The organism is Anaerocolumna jejuensis DSM 15929 (assembly GCF_900142215.1).
GTDB lineage: Bacteria > Bacillota > Clostridia > Lachnospirales > Lachnospiraceae > Anaerocolumna > Anaerocolumna jejuensis.
The window spans coordinates 662085-681518 of the sequence record NZ_FRAC01000006.1 but is presented as its reverse complement, the minus strand read 5'-3'; the positions used below and the strand labels follow the sequence as shown (position 1 = coordinate 681518).

Sequence of the window (19434 nt, the reverse complement as noted above, 5' to 3'; positions counted from 1 at the left end):
TTATACCGTTTGTATGTATAATGAATTTTTACAATATGAGAATTATGGGATTGGATTACGGCTCTGTAACTGTAGGAGTTGCAATCAGCGATGAGCTGTTAATAACAGCACAAGGTATTGAAACGATTAACCGTAAACAGGAAAATAAATTAAGACAAACCTTAGCCAGAATAGAAGAATTGATTAAGGAATATAATGTCGAGCGTATTGTTTTGGGCTACCCGAAGAATATGAACAATACCATTGGAGAGCGTGCTGTGAAGTCGGAAGAGTTCAAAGTGATGCTTGAGAGAAGAACCGGCCTGACCGTAATACTCTGGGATGAAAGGCTTACCACAGTAGCAGCCAGCCAGACCTTAATACTTGGCAATGTAAGAAGAGAAGACAGAAAAGCTGTAGTTGATAAGCTTGCTGCCGTTTTGATACTTCAGGGTTATCTGAATTATCTTAGCAACAAAGCCAAGGTTAATCTGCCTGACTAGCATTTAAGGTACAATAGGAGCCATAGAATGGAAGAACAAAAAAATCAAGTGACCTTTATTACGGAAGATAATGAAGAAGTCATATTTCATGTCATTGAACAGACCAAATTGAATGGGTATACCTATTTATTGGTAACTGACTCACAGGGTGAGGGAGATGACGGTGTAGCATATATCTTAAAAGATATGTCTGCCGAGGGAGACGAAGCCTCCCTGTACACTATAGTAGAAGAAGATGAAGAATTGAATCTGATAGCAGATATCTTTGAAGAGCTGTTAGAGGATGTTGAATTCGAATCATAATTAACGGTATTATCATGCCTGGGGCTGATTTTTACCAGAAAAAAATGAATTAAAAAAGAATGTAATGAAAATGATATAAAGGTGCAAATATTTAGTTGGATTACAGGTTTTCAGTGATATTATTACTTATCGATGGAAGCGGAAAGGTGATTGGAAATGCCTGATAAAAAAGATCGGTTTAAAATGCTGTTAAAAGAAAAAGGCCTTAAGGTTACCACGCAGCGAGTTGATATATTGGAAGCTTTAGAATTGAGGCCGGATAAGCATTTAACAGCTGAAGAGATTTATGAAATCGTAAGAGAGAAAAATCCTGATATTGGATTAGCTACGGTATACAGAACAATTCAATTATTAGCTGAATTAAACCTTATTGATAAACTGAATTTAGGAGATGGCTTTGTCCGGTACGAAATCGGAAATATGGATGAGGAAAAGAAAGCTCATCACCACCATCACCTGATTTGTCTGGGCTGTGGCAATGTATTGACCTTCCAGGGCGATTTACTCGATACTCTGGAGAACCAGATACAAAAGACCATGGGCTTTGAGGTGGTTGATCATGAGGTTAAGATGTACGGTTATTGCAAAGACTGTGCTGCTGAAAGAAAAAAAGAATAATCCTGTTAAATCAAATCTGATTAAATACTCTGTGCACTTTAAATATAATGGACTTTATTACATAACTAACCATTGGAGGTGCATTGTTTGAAAGAAGAAAACACAAATAAAAAGGGAGTTAAGGTTATCCCTTTAGGCGGATTGGAACAGATAGGAATGAATATTACTGCCTTTGAATATGAGGACAGTATCATTGTAGTGGATTGTGGGTTGTCTTTTCCGGAAGATGAAATGCTTGGAATTGACCTGGTAATACCCGATGTAACCTATCTGAAAGAAAACATAAGTAAGGTAAAAGGGTTTGTAATAACCCATGGACATGAGGATCATATCGGATCCCTGCCCTATGTATTAAAAGAGGTAAACGTACCTATTTACGCAACAAAGCTTACTATTGGTATTATAGAAAATAAATTAAAAGAGCATAATCTGTTAAAATCCACAAAGAGAAAGGTTATAAAATATGGCCAGTCCATTAATCTGGGGTGCTTTCGTATAGAATTTATCCGTACGAACCACAGTATTGCGGATGCAGCTTCTCTTGCTATCTTTACTCCCGCCGGAATTATTGTTCATACCGGAGACTTTAAAGTGGATTATACCCCGGTATTTGGAAGTACCATTGATTTACCCCGTTTTGCCGAGCTTGGTAAAAAAGGTGTATTGGCTCTTTTGTGTGAAAGTACAAATGTGGAAAGACCAGGCTATACCATGTCAGAAAGGACGGTTGGTAAAACCTTTGACAATATCTTTGCGGAAAATAATAAAAACCGCATTATTGTAGCAACTTTTGCTTCTAACGTAGACCGTATTCAGCAGATTGTAAATTCTGCGGAGAAATACGGAAGAAAAGTAGTGGTTGAAGGAAGAAGCATGGTAAATATTATTGCAACTGCTACTGAGCTTGGCTACATCACGATGCCAAACAATATCATGATAGATATTGAGCAAATGAAGAGTTATCCTGATGAGAAGATTGTATTAATTACTACCGGAAGCCAGGGAGAAGTAATGGCTGCGCTTCCCAGAATGGCAGCGTCCATTCATAAGAAGGTGTCTATCAAACCGGGCGATACGGTAATATTCAGTTCAACCCCTATTCCGGGAAATGAGAAATCGGTATTTAAGGTAATCAATGAATTATCCATGAAGGGCGCTAAGGTAATCTTTCAGGATACCCATGTTTCCGGTCATGCCTGCCAGGAAGAAATTAAGCTTATTTATGCCCTTACCAAGCCCAAATATTCAATACCCATTCACGGTGAATACAGGCATCTGATTAAGCATAAGGAATTGGCCCAGAACATGGGAATACCGAAAGATAATATCTTTGTCATATCCTCCGGTGATGTATTGGAACTTTCCGAGGAGCACGCAGGTGTTATTGGTAAGGTACCGGCACAGGGAATCTTTGTAGATGGACTTGGAGTTGGGGATGTTGGAAATATTGTTCTTCGTGACAGGCAGCATTTGTCCGAGAATGGATTGCTGATTGTAGTAGTAACCCTTGAAAAGTATACAAATCAGGTGCTTTCGGGTCCTGACATTGTATCCAGAGGCTTTGTTTACGTAAGAGAATCTGAAAACCTCATGGATGAAGCCAGAAATGTTGTAAGTGATGCTTTGGAAAAATGCCTTAGCAAAAATACAACGGACTGGGGCAAGATGAAGAATGAAATCAAAGATTCCTTAAGTGATTACTTATGGAAGAAGACAAAACGTAATCCTATGATACTTCCCATCATTATGGAGGTTAACTAGGAAATCTTATAGCAGGTAAGCTGTTCCGTAAGGCCGTTTTTGCAGGGCAATTGACAGCTGGTTTACTTCTTAAGAATAAAGGAGACAGTTCGTATGGCGGTAAGATCAACCTCTTCACGTGTTGCTTTGAAGGTAATAAGCACCATATTGAAGATTCTCTTGAACATTTTATTTTATACCATCGTAATCATACTCTTGGTTAAAATAAGTGGTATGGCACATGATTTTGGGTATCAGGTATTTGGAAAGGTAACGGCTTCAGAGGCTCCCGGTCATGATTCTACCATAGAGATCAAAAAAGGGGAATCCACAATGAATATCGCCAGCAAGCTGGAGGTAAACGGTATTATCGTTAACAAGTATTCCTTTTTCATAAAAGCAAAGCTTAAAAAATATAATCTGATGCCCGGAACCTATAAATTAAATACTTCTATGACCTACGATGAAATCTTTAATGTGCTGTCAGTACCAAGCTCTGATGAAAAAGCAGAGGGCACGGACGGGAAAGAAAGCTCCCAGGGCACGGAAAGTACCAAGAGCTCAGGCGGTACAAAAGATTCAAAGGGAACAAAAGATTCGAAGGGAACAAAAGATTCGAGCGGAACAAAATCTACTACCGAATCAAAAGACAAGGGCGCAGGGCAGTAAATTACAATAAGAAATAAAAAGCTGTAAGCGGAAGAATGGAACAACGGTACAATGATTTACCGGAAGGTTCCATAAAACAAAGAATGATTATAAGAGGCTGTCTTTATTTATGATTCTGAATCATTGATGAAGAACAGCCTCTCGTCAGGTAAAGGATTGGAGTACTTATGATAGTTGATGAACGGATAACCGCATATATTAATTCCTTAAGCATTGAATTGCCCCTCTATCTCAGTACCTTGGAAAAAGAGGCGGTAAAAGAAGAAGTACCCATTATAAAAAAGGAAACGCAATCCCTGTTACGGTTTTTATTGGCTATGAAAAAGCCGGCTCATATTCTGGAAGTCGGCACGGCCGTAGGTTTTTCCGCCCTGTTTATGAGCGAGTGCATGCCAAAAACCTGTGATATCACTACCATAGAGAAAGTGGAAATGCGCCTGGTAAAAGCCAGGGTAAACTTAAAAAATACAGATAAAGCGGATAAAATACGTCTGCTGGAGGGGGATGCTCTTGTTGTCTTAAAGGAGCTGGCAGAGAAGGAAGGGGAGCGCTATGATTTCATTTTTATGGACGCTGCCAAAGCCCAGTATATGAATTACCTTCCGGAAGTATTACGCTTATTGGCACCGGAAGGTTTGCTGGCAACCGATAATGTTTTACAGGATGGTACCGTTGCCCAGTCAAGATACGGCATAACAAGAAGGGACAGGACCATCCATACGAGAATGAGAGAATACCTGTACACCCTGACCCATTCGGAGCAGTTGGTAACAACAGTACTTTCGGTAGGAGATGGGGTTACATTAAGTATAAAACAATAGTAGATATAAGCTGATGGCTGTATAAATGAAATTAAAATTTTTACCTCTTTCAGGAATAAATTGCATATATTTCAGCCTTTTTATTATAACTATTTAATACATAAAGAGGGAAAAGTGAAAATTCAGCTTATATAAGTATTGAAGATATGAAACATGAATTTAAATAAGCCTGCAGATAGAAAGGTAAGGATAAACATATGTTAATGGAGGATTTAGGCTATAAAAAACCGGAATTGCTGATTCCGGCAAGCAATTTAGAGGTATTAAAGATAGCAGTGCTTTATGGCGCGGATGCAATATATATCGGAGGAGAAATGTACGGGCTTCGTGCCAAGGCAAAGAATTTCTCAAAGGAAGATATGGAAGAAGGCATCGTATTTGCCCATGCTCATGGTAAGAAGGTATATGTAACTGCCAACATCACCGCCCATAATGAGGATTTGGAAGGAATCAGAAAGTATTTTGAAGAGCTGAAGGAAATGAAGCCGGATGCTGTAATCATATCTGACCCCGGGGTATTTGAGATGGCCAAAGAAATAGCACCGGATTTGGAGCTTCATATCAGTACCCAGGCCAATAATGTCAATTATGCCACCTACCGTTTCTGGCACCGTCTGGGAGCAAAGCGTGTTGTATCAGCCAGAGAATTGTCTTTGGAAGAAATAAAGGGTATCCGTGATAACATACCGGAGGACCTGGAGATAGAAACCTTTATTCATGGTGCTATGTGTATGGCACATTCAGGAAGGTGTCTGCTGAGTAATTATTTTACCGGAAGAGATGCCAACAGGGGAGCCTGTACCCATCCCTGCCGTTGGAAATACTATCTGGTAGAAGAGACCAGGCCCGGTGAGTACCTGCCGGTAGAAGAGAATGAGAGAGGCACTTATATTTTTAACTCGAAGGATTTATGCATGATAGAATATATTCCTCAGTTAATTGATGCTGGAATTGACAGCTTTAAGGTGGAGGGCAGGATGAAGACGGCTCTGTATGTTGCATCCGTGGCCAGGACTTATCGCAGGGCAATTGATGATTTCTTTGAGAATCCGGCTCTTTATGAAAAGAACATCCTTTATTACAAGGAAGAAATTTCAAAGTGTACCTACCGTCAGTTTACCACCGGATTTTTCTTTGGTAAGCCGGATGCCGATGCCCAGATTTACGATAATAACACCTATATCAAGGAGTATACCTATCTTGGAATTATAGGAGCGAAGAACGGGGAGGGTTATTACCGTCTGGAGCAAAGAAACAAATTCTCAGTAGGTGATGAAATTGAAGTCATGAAACCGGATGGAAGGAATCTGATGCTTACGGTAAAGGGCATCCGTGATGAAGAAGGCAATGAAATGGAAAGCTGTCCTCATCCCAAGCAGGTGATCTTCGTGAATTTGGGTGAGGGACTTGAGGAGAACGATATTCTTAGAAGAAAAGAATAAGCAGGCATAGGGGGGAGAATAATGAAACCGAACTATAACAGAACCATACATGCTTGTTTCATCGGTTATATTGTACAAGCTATCGTAAACAATTTTGTACCGCTGCTTTTTATTACATTGCAGACAAGCTATTCTATCTCATTAAGCCAGATAACCTTACTGGTAACTTTTAACTTTGGACTGCAGCTGTTAGTGGACCTGTTGTCGGCGGGGTTTATTGATAAAATCGGATACCGTGTGTCTGCTGTGGCAGCCCATGTTTTATCGGCAGCAGGGCTTATTTTATTAACGGTACTGCCGGAAATGTTATCGGATCCCTTTACCGGTCTTTTAATTGCAGTTATGGTATATGCGGCAGGAGGCGGGCTTCTGGAAGTTTTAATAAGTCCTATTGTTGTAGCATGTCCTACGGATAATAAAGAAAAGGCCATGAGTATTCTTCATTCCTTTTATTGCTGGGGACAGGTAGGAGTGGTGCTTCTTTCGACCTTGTTTTTTCGCCTTGCCGGTATCGAACATTGGAAGATACTTGCTTTGCTGTGGGCACTTATTCCGGTGTTCAATGGAATACTCTTTTTAAAGGTTCCCATTGCTCCTTTAATTTCTGAGGAAAGTGAAGGATTAAAATTAAAAGAGCTGATAGGAAATAAAATGTTTTGGCTCTTCATGCTTCTTATGGTATGTGCCGGTGCCAGTGAACAGGCAGTAAGCCAGTGGGCTTCCGCTTTTGCAGAAAGGGGACTCGGTATAAGTAAGACCATGGGTGACCTGGCAGGCCCCATGATGTTTGCTGTCATGATGGGAACATCAAGATTATTTTACGGGAAATACGGAGAAAAAATAAATCTGAAAAGGTTTATGCTATTTAGCAGTATCCTTTGTATCGTATCCTATCTGGTAATTTCCCTGTCACCGTTTCCGGTACTTGGACTGATTGGCTGCGGTCTTTGCGGGTTATCAGTGGGCATCCTTTGGCCCGGTACCTTTAGTATGGCAGCACTGTCAATCCGAAGAGGTGGAACTGCCATGTTTGCCTTTCTTGCCCTTGCAGGAGATTTAGGCTGCTCTGCCGGACCGACACTGGTGGGGAGCGTGTCCTCCAATTTTGACAATAATTTAAAAGTGGGAATACTTGCTGCAATTATATTTCCGATATTTTTAATTGTTGGGCTTTTGCCAAAAAACAGAGTAACTTCTTAAAGAGATTTTGAGTTGCTGATTTATATCAGATTTAAAATATAAAATAAGCCCCATAGCTTTTCTTTGATATTTTGATTGAAAGGTATGCTGTTGTTTAGATGGGATAACCAAGAAATACAGGTGGTTATAACGTTAGCGGCAGTGTATTTTTCTTCAATATGAAAAGGGAAGTTATGGGGCTTTTTTGAGCAGATAAGTATGATCCAGATGCCAGATTGCCATGTTTAATGAGCTAGGGCAGATTTCTTACGGAAATCTGCCCTAAATTTTAAAAATAATTAATAAATGATAATATAATAATCCAGTATAATTTAGAATTAAACAGGTTCATTATGGATATGAATGGCTCTCATCAGGCCTTCCATATGTTCATTAGCAAAGTAAGTATAACAACCGTGGTTCATAAATTTACCAATTTTACTATTGACAAAATAACTGCTAGCAGATAATATAATATCAAAATGATATCATATTAATATTAAAAATCAACATGATTGATCAAGTTAAAAATTATAACTTTCAACTAAATATTAGAAATATTAAAGCTCTAATTTAATATTAACGAGGAGTTATAAAATGTAAATAATCAAAGACTAAATAACATTGAAGAAAAAGGAATTAAACCCTTTAGCGGTGGAATAGCGCTATTCCAGGTGCTAATTGGCGTTGAAATGTAGTATTAATAATATACTAACCCCATATAATTCAACTTAATCCGCTGCAATTATTAAATGTTCTCATCAAATCTTTTGCAATTCTTTAGAGAATTATAATTTATAAGTAAGGATTTGTTAATGACTAAACCTAAATTATATGGTAAAATATTCATGTTTTTTATAAAGGGTTAGATTAATAGTTGCTATATTAAAAATAGAACAACTGCTGTATTATAGCAGTCCTATGGAAGATATAAGTGTGGAAATTAAGAATATGGCAGCTGTAAATTTTTACTATAAAATACATTACAAGGAGATATGAGAGTGAAAAAGAAAATGCTTTCTTTCGTCATGGCAGTTATACTATCGGTGATGACAATGACAACGGTAACGAAGGGGGAGACAATTACTGCACCTGATGCAGATAAAAAAGTGGAGAATGCAGCTGGTTTTAAGTATGAATCAGGAAATGGTGACATTTCTCTTAAAGTAATGGAGATGCTGAAAGTAATTGCAAAAGATAAAAAGGGAAATTGGGGAGAAGAAAAAAAAGTAACCCGTGAAGAATTTGCTAAAATGTTAGTTCAGGTATCAAATTATTCAGGGAAAGTAAGCGGTAATGCCAGTGCAAGAATCTTTACCGATGTTTCTCCCAGCGGTCAATATTCCGGATATATCAAGCTGGCCGTAAATAAGGGGTTAATGAGTGGCTATCTGGGAGGAAAGTTTAAACCTCGCCAGGCTGTAACGCTGGAGGAAGCTGTAAATGGTGCCATTTTACTGCTTGGATACAGTAATACGGATTTCGAAGGCAACATTGCAGATGCAAAATACGGGCTTTATTTGGATAAGGGGCTAAATAAAAAGCTTAGTTTAAAAAGAAATGATACTTTAAGCAGAAAAGATTGCAAGAACTTATTTTACAATCTTTTACGTACTAAGAACAAAGAAAATACCTTATACGGAGAAGCATTCGGATTTGCCCTGGATTCAAAGGGAGAGATTGATTATGACAAAAAAGTGAATGATTCCTTAAAAGGTCCCTTTTTTGTAGCTTCAAATTGGGAAAATTCAATACCCTTTAAATTAAGTACGGCAAAGTTATATAAAAACAAGATAAGCTGTAAGAAAGCTGATTTTAATACAGGTGATATTCTCTATTATTCTACCGACTTAAAAACCGTATGGGCTTTTGATGCCGACAGTGATATCGGTTATAAGACTCTTCTTGATAGTACAAAGAAAGGTCCCTTTTTATATGGAAGCAATTGGAAAGAAAAACTTCCTTTTAGTATAGCAAGTGCTAAAATATATAAAAATGACAAGCTGGCCAAGGTGGTTGAGATTGGCAGTTCCGATGTCATATATTATTCCAAAGAAGCTAAGACTGTCTGGGCATATGATGAAAACGGAAATATGGATTATTTAAGTACTTTGAATAAATACAAAAAAGGCCCTTACATAGCAAAGGACAGCTTTATTAACAGCCTGCCAAAGAATGTGAAGAACGGCAAGGTCTATAAAAACGGTGAGCTGAGCAGCATTGGAAAAATAGCAGACTATGATGTGGTTTATTATTCGGAAGAACTGAAAACCGTATGGGCTTATGACAATAAGGTCTATGGAGTTTATGAGAGTGCAAAGCCCAACAAGGTGGCGCCTACTGAGATTGTTGTAGCAGGAAGTACCTATGCCATTGGCAGCCAGGCTGTAGGGTATGACTTATCCGCCCAGGGTAACATCAGGGAAGGAATGCGTGTTGTGCTGCTTATGGGCGATGACGGAACTGTGGCAGGTATTATGTCTTCCCAGACACTTGAGCCTGTTCTGGCGGGGTATGTGTTAAAGGTCGGAAAGCATGTATCCAAAGACAGTAAGGATAAATCCAATTTAAACGGTTATGTCCGTATAGTAGATACCAACGGCAACGAACAGGAATATGACACAACACTTACAAACATTTATGAGGGTGATACGGTAGAGGTAAAATACATATCAGGGGAAGCAGTAGTATCCAAAACATCAGCCCCACTAATCAGGGGAGAGGTAAACAGTGAAGCAACTCTTGTTAATAATATTGTCATTTCCCCCAGTGCCAGAATTATCGATGTTGTAAAGGGCAACTACATTAAGGTAAATGTAAAAAGACTGGCAGATATAGAATTAACAGGCCAGAATCTTATATACTGCGGCTATAATAAAGCCGGTGAAATTACGGATATGATATTGTCCGATGCAACCGGAGACCTTTTTCAGTATGGTATCCTGTTAACTTCCTACATAACAGAGGAGAAGGGATTCGATCCGGATTTAGGTGAGTATACCCGGAAAATAGGTAATTACACCTATGACATCAACGGAACCCAACAAACCTACACTACCGAGGGGGTCAGCTTTGGTGAAGCGACGGGACCAAAAGGGTTTTTAATTAAGGATAATCAAATAAAAGCTTTTAAAGGCTTGAATCAGATTAAAGTTTCCGCTATTGAAAAAAATCAGGTTCGGGGAGGAGAGGCATCTTATCCCATTTCAGATAAAGTGGCCGTATATGTTTGCAGTGACAAAAAGTATTATCTCACCAAGCTTTCCGATATCTCTAACCTGAATGAATATTACGTGGATGCCTATATTGATAAGATGAATCTAGAAGGCGGCGTAATCAGGGTTATTGTAGCAACAAAGAAATAAATTGCCGGAAGACAGGTTGAAAAATGAATTATCCAATCATGAAATGGGTATTCAGGAAAGAGGATAATATGGCTAAAAAGGAAATAAACGGTGAGAAGCAAAAGAAAAAATTAAATCTTAAAAATATAAGGTGGAAAAAAGTAATTAAATATTGTGTTATACTTGCTATCATTGCAGTTGTTGCAATAAAGGCCGTAGGGTTTTTTAGGCCTGCCGGCAAGGTAGCTCAGGCACCTGTGCAAACGGCAGGGGTAACAAAGGGAAATATAGAGAGTTTGCTGAGCGGTAAGGGAACCATAGAACCTTTGGATAAGTATGAAGTAAATGCCCTGGTAAAGGGTGAGGTCCTTGCAGCTCCTTTCGAAGAAGGTGATTCGGTAAAGAAGGGAGATATCCTATATCAAGTAAGTACCAAAGATGTTAAAAATGGTATTGAAACCTCCTCCTTATCCCTTAAAAAAGCGCAAAAGAACTATGAAGATTCCCTGACAAAACTGGGAGATTTAAAAGGAACTGCCAAAATAGCGGGCTATGTAAAGAAGCTGTATGTGAAGCAGGGAGATAGCATACAGGCAGGCGGCAACATTGCGGATATCTATGACACTGATTATATGTACCTTGATGTACCTTTCCTTTCTTCCCTGGCAAAGGATAGCCTCATCGGAAAACAGGCATACATTCAGATGGATACTACCATGGAGAAATTAAAGGGCCAGGTTACGGCAGTTAACGACATGGGAGAAAGCCTTTCTGGAAATATATCAGTAAAAAAGGTAACTATAAAGGTTAAAAATCCCGGCGGATTAACAGCAGGAGCGACAGCTTTGGCAAGCATCGGTAAGGAGCAATGTGCCGGTGACGGTACCTTTCGTGCAGGTATGGAGCAGACCATAACAGCCGAAGGTTCGGGTAAGATAAATACGCTGAATCTGACAGAAGGTAAGTATATGAAGAAAGGAAGTGTAATCTACACCCTTTCTTCCAAGGAAACGGACAGTGCAATTGAAGACAGCAAGATAGCACTGAAGGAGGCAAAGCTGGCACTTAAAAACCAGGAAAATCAGCTGGACAATTACAGTATCAAATCTCCTATTTCCGGGCAGGTGATTCTGAAAAATAAGAAAAAAGGTGATACGATAGATCCGTCAGCCGACACTACAAAGGGTGCATTGGCCATTGTCTATGATTTATCGGCTATGACTTTCCGTATGAATGTTGATGAGCTTCAGATCAGAAATATTTCAGTAGGCCAAAAGGTCAGGATAACAGCAGATGCCCTTCCGGGTGAAGTGATAGAAGGAAAGGTAGAGAAAATCGGTTTAAACAGCACTACTACCAATGGAGTAAGTACTTATCCGGTTACGATCCGGATAGATAAGACCGGAAAACTTCTTCCGGGAATGAATGTTACCGGGAAAATTATAACAGCAAAAGCCGATAATGCCCTGCTGGTACCTGCTGGTGCAATCATGCGTGATAATATAGTCTATATAAAATCAAAACAGGATAAGGCCAAGAAGAATGAAAAAGAGAAGGCTGCCAGCGCTGATGGTGTACCGGATGGTTTCCGTGAGGCTGAAGTCGAGGTTGGAATCAGTGACGGAGCAAATGTAGAAATCAAGTCAGGACTGAAGGAAGGCGATGAGGTATATGTTCCATATGCAGATACCAGTGGAATCGGTATGGGTGGCGGAGGTTACAGCAGCAGTGATGGAGTAACTGTGACGACAGAGTAGGAGGAGACATGGATACAGCGCCTTTAATTGAAATGATAGATATACATAAGGTATATAATATGGGTGATACGGTAGTCAATGCCAATGATGGTATCAACCTACAGATAAATCAGGGAGAATTTGTAGCAATTGTCGGAAAATCCGGCAGCGGCAAGTCAACACTCATGAATATTATCGGAGCATTGGATACTCCCACCAGTGGTAAATACATCCTGGAAGGACAGGATGTCAGTAAAATGAAGGGAGATTATCTGGCCCAAATACGTAATAAAATGATTGGATTTGTATTCCAGCAATACAACCTGCTTCCGAAGCAAAACCTCATGGAGAATGTTTCACTTCCCCTTTTATATGCAGGAATGGGTGAGGGAAAGCGAAAGAAAAGAGCCTTGGAGGTTCTGGAAAAGGTAGGGATAGGTGATAAATGGAGAAATCTTCCCAATCAGTTATCGGGCGGACAGCAGCAGAGGGTATCCATAGCCAGAGCACTGGCGGGGAATCCTTCCCTTATTCTGGCTGATGAGCCTACCGGAGCCCTGGACTCCCGTACCAGCAGAGAAGTATTGGATTTGTTAAAGGATCTGAACCAGGAAGGAAATACCATTATTCTGATTACCCATGATAACTCCATTGCAGCAGAGGCAAAAAGAGTCATCCGGATAATGGATGGTAAGATTACTTTTGACGGACCGGTTGAAAAATACAAAGACTTTGTAAAGGAAAGTGAGGAAGAGCATGAATCCGATACAGGTATTTAAACTATCCTGGAGCAGTATCATAAGCAATAAAATGCGCTCCTTCCTCACGATGTTAGGCATGATTATCGGTGTTGCTTCCGTTATTATTATGGTAAGCCTTATGCAGGGTATGACAAGGGAAATGAAATCCTCCTTTGGATCAATGGGTGTAAATAATGTTACGGTTTCTCTCATTGGCCGAAATGGAGATGTGATAATTACAGAAAAAGACATGTATGATTATGCAAAAAAGCATAAGGATACCGTTAGGGCGGTAATTCCTAATGTTTCCCTTCAGACTACCATAAAAGGCAATGCTGATAAATTGGAGGGTGTTAACATTACTGGCGTGGATGAAAACTATGCCAAGCTAAATGACAAGAAGGTGGAAAAGGGAAGCTTCATCAATTATATGGATGTGGCTGACCTTCAAAAGACCTGTGTTATTGGCAGCTACATTGACTTAAAGGTCTTTAAACAGAAGGCTAAGATAGGGGATATTCTTAAAATTAATGGTGAATCTTATACCATAAAAGGGATACTGAAAGAAACTGCCGATAATGTAGAATGGTCCGATGATAATTGCGTTTATATTCCCTACACAACAGCAGCCAGGCAGGCCAATATCGGAAGTATCACCAGCTATTTCCTTATGGCAAAGGATACTAACGTGGTAGCAAAGGTCACCTCAGATATTAATGACTATCTCTTTAAAGTTTATCATGACAAAAAGTTCTATTCTGCAACGAATCTTATTGATATGCTAAAGGAGATTAACATGCAGCTTGGAATGATGACAGCCCTTCTTGCAGGAATTGCCGGAATCTCCCTTTTGGTTGCCGGAATTGGAATTATGAATATCATGCTGGTGTCCGTAACGGAAAGAACCAGAGAGATAGGTATCAGGAAATCCCTTGGAGCAAAGAAAAGGGATATCATGAGGCAGTTCGTTATGGAAGCCGGATTGACAAGCGGTATCGGCGGAATGGCTGGAATTCTTTTAGGAGCTTTTGCGAGTATCCAGATTGGAAAGGCCATCGGCTATAATGCAACGCCCTCCCTTAACGTTATCCTGATATCCTTTGGAATATCAGCAGGTATCGGTATCCTGTTCGGATATCTGCCGGCGAATAAGGCCGCAAAGCTTAATCCCATTGAAGCCTTAAGAAGTGAATAAAATAATAGAGTACTTAAGATGTGCAGTATCCGGAGCTGTTTTGGCAGGTTTTGGATACTGCTTTTTACTTTCTGAGACTTTATTTATTATTTTCTTTTATTTTTTATTATTACATGTGGAATATAATATAGCATTAAATAAACAAAAAGGTATATCAGTATTGAAAGGGTGGATTAAAGTCTGTATTATAAAAGAAATATATAAATATCAGCTAATTGCAAATATATTTGGAAGGCGCTATACCATATCTTTTTTTAAAGCACTTGCTAAAGTAGAGAGGATCGGAAAAACCGGACATCTGGGCTACAGTTTGAAGATTGGAGTAGCCCTGTTCCAGAAAATATTTGGCTTTTTGAAGCTTTTGTTCCTGGATATACTTAATGAGAAAGTTGCCGGTTTCCCTGTGGAACTGCCGGCTTAAATAATTTTCATTCAAATATAATTGTGCAGCCAGCCATTTTACGGACAGGGAAGGATTAGCAGTATTCTGTTCAATCAGCTCCATGGTTTTTTGCACCAGGCTTTTACCGGAAGATATTTTATGGGTACGGTTATAATCCAGCATGATTTCATAAAAATTTATAACAAAAGCAGCTCTCTCTGCTGGTGTTGTAAGCTCAGAAATTTCATTTATGGGGTCATAATATTTATGGAAGATATCCCTTAAAGGAGTCTTGTTTTCCTGCATGAACATAATTCCTGTCATTATAAAATCAATACTGATAATATTACAGTACTCTAATGAGGGTACATTTATGGGGAGTCCGCATACGGCATCCGTGACATAAGTTTTTAATTCGTCAAAGGCATTATTTCTTAGATATTTTAATACAGTTGATCTCATTTTATCAAAATCGATGGATATGGGGAGGGTATAGGACATAAAACTTTCATATGAGATTATTCCCATATCCATAATACCCTGGGTATATTTTTGAAGGTATTTGGTTTCGTAGTAGCATCTGTATATATTTTGATAGCCTGTATACCGGCGGCTATAGAATAGTGTCACCGGAAGATTTAATTCAAACAGAAGAGAATCCTTAAGGTTCTGACAGATAACTTCCCCATTGGGAATGACAGAGCTGTCCTGCTCGTTATAACCAAGAAGAATATTAATCCTGTAGGCAGGGTCGCTGAAAACAGCATAGTTTTTATAGTAGCAGAGAGCGTTTTCTACGCAGTTGATTATGGTATCAATTAAAGCCGTAAAATGCTGCCGGGCTGTTGACTGGATATCCAGGTTGTTGATATGGATGGAAATCATCCCGAATTTATCAGCCTGAATTGGTATTTTATAAAAACTGAAATTTTCTGCTATCTGCTCTTCTGAAAGAGGCTGGCAGCCGGAGACCAGCCAGTTCAAATACTTGTCCCTAATCATCTTTTCACTTAAGCCGGCTTTATTTTCAAGGGTATAGACATATTGGGACTGCTCCTCGCTGGTCTGGAAAAATGATAGGAGTTCTTTTATGAGAGCCTTTAATTTATCTTTTTCAACAGGCTTTAAAAGGTAATGGTATACCCCCATATTAAGTGCCTGCTGGGCACAGCCAAAGCTGTCATTTATGGTTAATAAAATATATTGGGTATGGGGGCATACTAGTTTGGCTTTCTCCACAAACTGCAAGCCATTCATATTGGGCATGTTAATATCGGTAATCACTACATGGGGGGATTGCTCTTTCATGTGGGTAAGAGCCTCTTTTCCGTCCTTCGCCCATCCCGTTACTTCAAAGCCCAGGGAACCCCAGTCCAGAATATTCTTAAGTCTTTTGATTACCAGAGGGTCATCATCTACAAACATTATTTTATACATATAAATAACCATACCTTTCTCACGCTAATTTCAAAGCATTTTAGGAAAGGTCAATGTTATGACGGTTCCTGTTTCTTTTGGCATAATTGTAAGTCCATAGGCTTCACCAAATTTAAGCCGGATACGTTCATTAATATTGGACAGCCCAAAGTGTTTTGGTATGGATACTTCCGAGGGGATAAATATCTGTTCCAAGGTCTTTTGCGGGATGCCCTGTCCATTGTCTTCTATGGTGATAACAATATCATCCTTCTCATTTACATGGAAACTTACGCCAATGCACCCATTGTATTCACAGTTTGAAAATCCATGAATCACAGAGTTTTCTACAATGGGTTGAAGAAGGAATTTCAATATTTTATAATCCTTCACTGTATCTTCTGCCTGTATATCATAAGTAAAAAGTCCGGGCTTTTTAATCAGCTGTATTTCAAGATAATCCTTTACAATCTGTATTTCTTCTTTTATTGTGATGATATTGCGTCCTTTGCTTAATATGAAACGGTAATACCTGCCAAGATGATGAATCATATTAACGGCTGTGGAATTTTCGCCGGCCTCTATCAAGGTAGTGATGTTATCCAGGCAGTTATACAAAAAATGGGGATTTATCTGGGATTGCAAAAGGCGCAGTTCATATTCCCGTTTATTGTTTTGTTCGGTATAAATTTGCTGGGTCAGCTGTTTGATGTTTTGCACCATTTTCTGAAATTGCCTGGCTAACAGGCCTATTTCATCCGATGAGTTCAATTCAATGGAGATATCCAGAGAACCTTCTCCGACTTTACCAGCAAAGGAGGTTAATTTCTGCAGGGGCCATACAAGGCTTTCTGCCAAAAAACGGGCTAGAAAAAAGGTGGTAATCAAGACCAGCACACCTATAATTAACAGAATCCGAACAAGCTCTAAAGCATTCTGGTAAATGGATTTATAAGGAATCAGGCAGATGACATGATATCCGGTCTCACCGACAGGAACGGATACGGCCATCTTTTTTTCCCTTTCATATACCAGTTCCCTGGAGGCAGTTTTACTTTCTCCAATCAAATGCAGCATGTCGGAGCTGATAGTTTTTCCGGGCAGAGAGCGGTTTTTGGCAGATATAATCTTTCCGCTGCCATCTGTAATCAGAAATTCTTCCTCCTGTGAATCGGATATATTGCTGTAAGACTGGTAGAAAAGAGATTCTTTTATATTAAAGGACAGAATTCCCAGGCAGTTGCCGGTTTTGATATCAATTAAGGTTTTGGAGATATTATAAGCACTTTTAACACTTTTATCTGTTGCCGGACGGATGAGTATCTGGCCGCCCATTGAGGTAATATAATGATATTCCTTTTGCATGTAATTATCAGGAGCATAAGAAACCTTGTCGGTTTTTATATCATAGATTCTATTGTCAAAAGTTTGGACATAACCGCTTGAAATCAGGTTTTCAATATCCATGATATTATAAACGGAGGTATGCATGGCACTGTAAAACAGATAGCTGCCATAGGTATCCTTTGTATAGTCGGCACGGATAGATTCCTGAAGAGTGGAGCTGGTTGAAAAAGCCTTTATATTGTACGTGGTATTGCTGATGATAAGCTCTGCCTGTTTGCCCACAAGGGTACATTTGTCAATGGCGTTTTGTATGGTTTCCTTTCTGCTGCTTCTCGCAATGACAGAAACGGACACTGTCAGTATAAGCAGAATGGATAAGACGATGAGGGGGATAAAAACAGTTAGTATTTTTTGCTTCAGATTTAATTTGTTCCAAAAGCTCAACAGAAATCACCTCTTCCTTTGTCTGATGTGTCAAAATATTCGCGTGGTGTAGTATTATTATAGTAATTATGAAGAAAAAAAGAAAGAAAAACAATCAATGTGTTGCCTTTTTTCCATGTCAGGTATGAAAATTCCATTTTCTATTGGGGAAATGTTTTATAGAATGTAATCATCACAAAAGGAGGTAAGGTATATGAAACTTATGAAAAAAATGATGGCCTGTATGCTTATTTTAACCATGGCAGCAAATTTTACCGCATGTCAGAGTAAGGTTAAGGAAGGGGAGAAACAGGGGACCAAGGCAGAGAAGGTCAAACTGAACATGCTTTTTAATGACACGGATGAGAATGTTCAAAAAGAGATGGAGTATGTAATGAAGCATCTTCCGGAAGTTTTACCCGATGTGGAGGTGGAGCTGGATATGAGTCCGGGAGATGCCCAGACATATGAAACAAAGGTCAGGACAATGATTGCTGCCGGCGGAGAAGAACTGGATGTTTGGTGGGAAAGAGGCGGCAGCTGGGCAGCTCCTATCTTAAAATCAGACAGTGCCCTTGCCTTGGATGACTATCTTAACGGCAGCGGTTACTGGGACAAGGTAATTCCTTCTGCCAAGCTCCCGGCGGCAGACGGACATATTTATGCGGTACCCTTTGAGGATATTGCGTATGAAATCATGTTATACAATAAGGGAATATTTGAAAAGTATAACCTTCAGGTACCAAAAACAGCAAGTGAACTGAAGAAAGTAGTGGAAGTACTGGCAGGAACAGAGTATGTACCCATAGCGGTAGGCGCAAAGGACGGCTGGTGTGCAGCAATGATGGTAGAGGGATTTGCTTACTCCGTTGATCCTCAGATTACAAAGAAGATTGTGGAGGGCACTGCAAAATTTACCGATGAACCCTACCGTAAAGCAGCCGGATTTATGAAGGAGCTGTTGGATATGGGAGCTTTTTCGGATAATGTTGCTTTAACGGGAATTGATGAAGCCTTGCCGATGTTTGAGAGCGGAAAAGCTGCTATGATGGCAAATGGGTCCTGGGCAGTAGCATCCGGTGCCGATAAGATGGGAGATGACTTTGGATATTTTTATTATCCCGTTCTGGATGACAGCAAGTTGGATTCCTATGGTAAAAATGTTGCTGGCGGCGTAAAGCAGAATTCAGGTATGATGGCATATGCCGGCACAAAGCACCCGAAAGAAGCAGCGGCACTTTGCCAGGCAGTATCGGAACTTCGCTGCCGTTACGTTTATGAAGAAAAAGGAAATCCCTTTACGGTATATAATCCGGATAAAATGGGCTGGAAAAAAGCAGTAGAATTTGCAGAACCTGTTGCACAGCTTGCAGCAGACATGCAGAAATTTGGCTTTGTCTACGGCCTGGTACAGGATGTGATGCCAACGGCTGCAGGCACTTCTGAGGTTATGCAGGATACCAGCATGTTCATGACAAATACACCGGAATATACGGTAGATAATTACCTGGCTGATATGGATAAGGCTGTACTGGAACAATAGTTTTAAAATCACCGCCGCCCTGAAAGGCGGCGGAAATTGACTGGCCTGGAGAGG

15 protein-coding genes are annotated in these 19434 nt (G+C 39.7%); 13 read left to right on the top strand and 2 right to left on the bottom strand.

What is annotated here, in order from left to right; translation table 11 throughout:
• Positions 1-35 precede the first annotated feature (35 nt).
• The 12 genes from ruvX to BUB77_RS02995 all read left to right on the top strand — a co-directional run bounded on the left by ruvX (position 36) and on the right by BUB77_RS02995 (position 14269).
• Complete coding sequence (gene ruvX, locus BUB77_RS03050; protein ID WP_073272998.1) at positions 36-482, top strand: Holliday junction resolvase RuvX; 447 nt, start codon at positions 36-38, stop codon at positions 480-482.
• A 27-nt stretch (positions 483-509) separates the two neighbouring features.
• Positions 510-785: a DUF1292 domain-containing protein gene (locus BUB77_RS03045; protein ID WP_073272756.1), complete on the top strand. Its 276-nt coding sequence runs from the start codon at positions 510-512 to the stop codon at positions 783-785.
• Between the two features lie 156 nt (positions 786-941).
• Positions 942-1403 carry a Fur family transcriptional regulator gene (locus tag BUB77_RS03040; protein ID WP_073272755.1) on the top strand — a complete coding sequence of 154 codons (462 nt, stop codon included), beginning with the start codon at positions 942-944 and terminating at the stop codon, positions 1401-1403.
• 87 nt (positions 1404-1490) lie between these two features.
• Positions 1491-3164: a ribonuclease J gene (locus BUB77_RS03035; RefSeq protein WP_073272753.1), complete on the top strand. Its 1674-nt coding sequence runs from the start codon at positions 1491-1493 to the stop codon at positions 3162-3164.
• A gap of 93 nt (positions 3165-3257) precedes the next feature.
• Complete coding sequence (locus BUB77_RS03030) at positions 3258-3812, top strand: endolytic transglycosylase MltG (RefSeq protein WP_073272751.1); 555 nt, start codon at positions 3258-3260, stop codon at positions 3810-3812.
• A gap of 167 nt (positions 3813-3979) precedes the next feature.
• Positions 3980-4633 carry an O-methyltransferase gene (locus tag BUB77_RS03025; protein ID WP_073272749.1) on the top strand — a complete coding sequence of 218 codons (654 nt, stop codon included), beginning with the start codon at positions 3980-3982 and terminating at the stop codon, positions 4631-4633.
• A gap of 197 nt (positions 4634-4830) precedes the next feature.
• A complete protein-coding gene (locus BUB77_RS03020; protein WP_330392480.1) occupies positions 4831-6075 on the top strand; it encodes a peptidase U32 family protein in 1245 nt (414 codons plus the stop codon).
• 21 nt (positions 6076-6096) lie between these two features.
• Positions 6097-7275, top strand: coding sequence for an MFS transporter (locus BUB77_RS03015; protein ID WP_073272747.1), 1179 nt, complete (start codon positions 6097-6099; stop codon positions 7273-7275).
• Between the two features lie 980 nt (positions 7276-8255).
• Complete coding sequence (locus tag BUB77_RS03010) at positions 8256-10619, top strand: S-layer homology domain-containing protein (RefSeq protein WP_073272745.1); 2364 nt, start codon at positions 8256-8258, stop codon at positions 10617-10619.
• A 68-nt stretch (positions 10620-10687) separates the two neighbouring features.
• Positions 10688-12355 (top strand): RND family efflux transporter, encoded by a 1668-nt coding sequence (locus BUB77_RS03005; protein ID WP_170866565.1) that lies wholly within the window; start codon positions 10688-10690, stop codon positions 12353-12355.
• Positions 12356-12363: 8 nt separating this feature from the next.
• On the top strand, positions 12364-13113 hold the full coding sequence (locus BUB77_RS03000; protein ID WP_073272742.1) for an ABC transporter ATP-binding protein: 750 nt from the start codon (positions 12364-12366) through the stop codon (positions 13111-13113).
• Positions 13091-14269: an ABC transporter permease gene (locus BUB77_RS02995; RefSeq protein WP_073272740.1), complete on the top strand. Its 1179-nt coding sequence runs from the start codon at positions 13091-13093 to the stop codon at positions 14267-14269. The genes BUB77_RS03000 and BUB77_RS02995 overlap by 23 nt, the downstream gene beginning before the upstream one ends.
• Before the next feature lie 211 nt (positions 14270-14480).
• On the opposite strand, the gene BUB77_RS02990 is transcribed toward BUB77_RS02995, so the two are convergent.
• Both BUB77_RS02990 and BUB77_RS02985 read right to left on the bottom strand, forming a co-directional pair.
• Positions 14481-16100 (bottom strand): response regulator transcription factor, encoded by a 1620-nt coding sequence (locus BUB77_RS02990; protein WP_084123875.1) that lies wholly within the window; start codon positions 16098-16100, stop codon positions 14481-14483.
• Positions 16101-16118: 18 nt separating this feature from the next.
• Positions 16119-17858 (bottom strand): sensor histidine kinase, encoded by a 1740-nt coding sequence (locus tag BUB77_RS02985; RefSeq protein ID WP_242962347.1) that lies wholly within the window; start codon positions 17856-17858, stop codon positions 16119-16121.
• A gap of 193 nt (positions 17859-18051) precedes the next feature.
• Here BUB77_RS02985 and BUB77_RS02980 point away from each other — a divergent pair, with 193 nt between their 5' ends.
• A complete protein-coding gene (locus tag BUB77_RS02980; RefSeq protein WP_073272736.1) occupies positions 18052-19380 on the top strand; it encodes an ABC transporter substrate-binding protein in 1329 nt (442 codons plus the stop codon).
• Positions 19381-19434 lie beyond the last annotated feature (54 nt).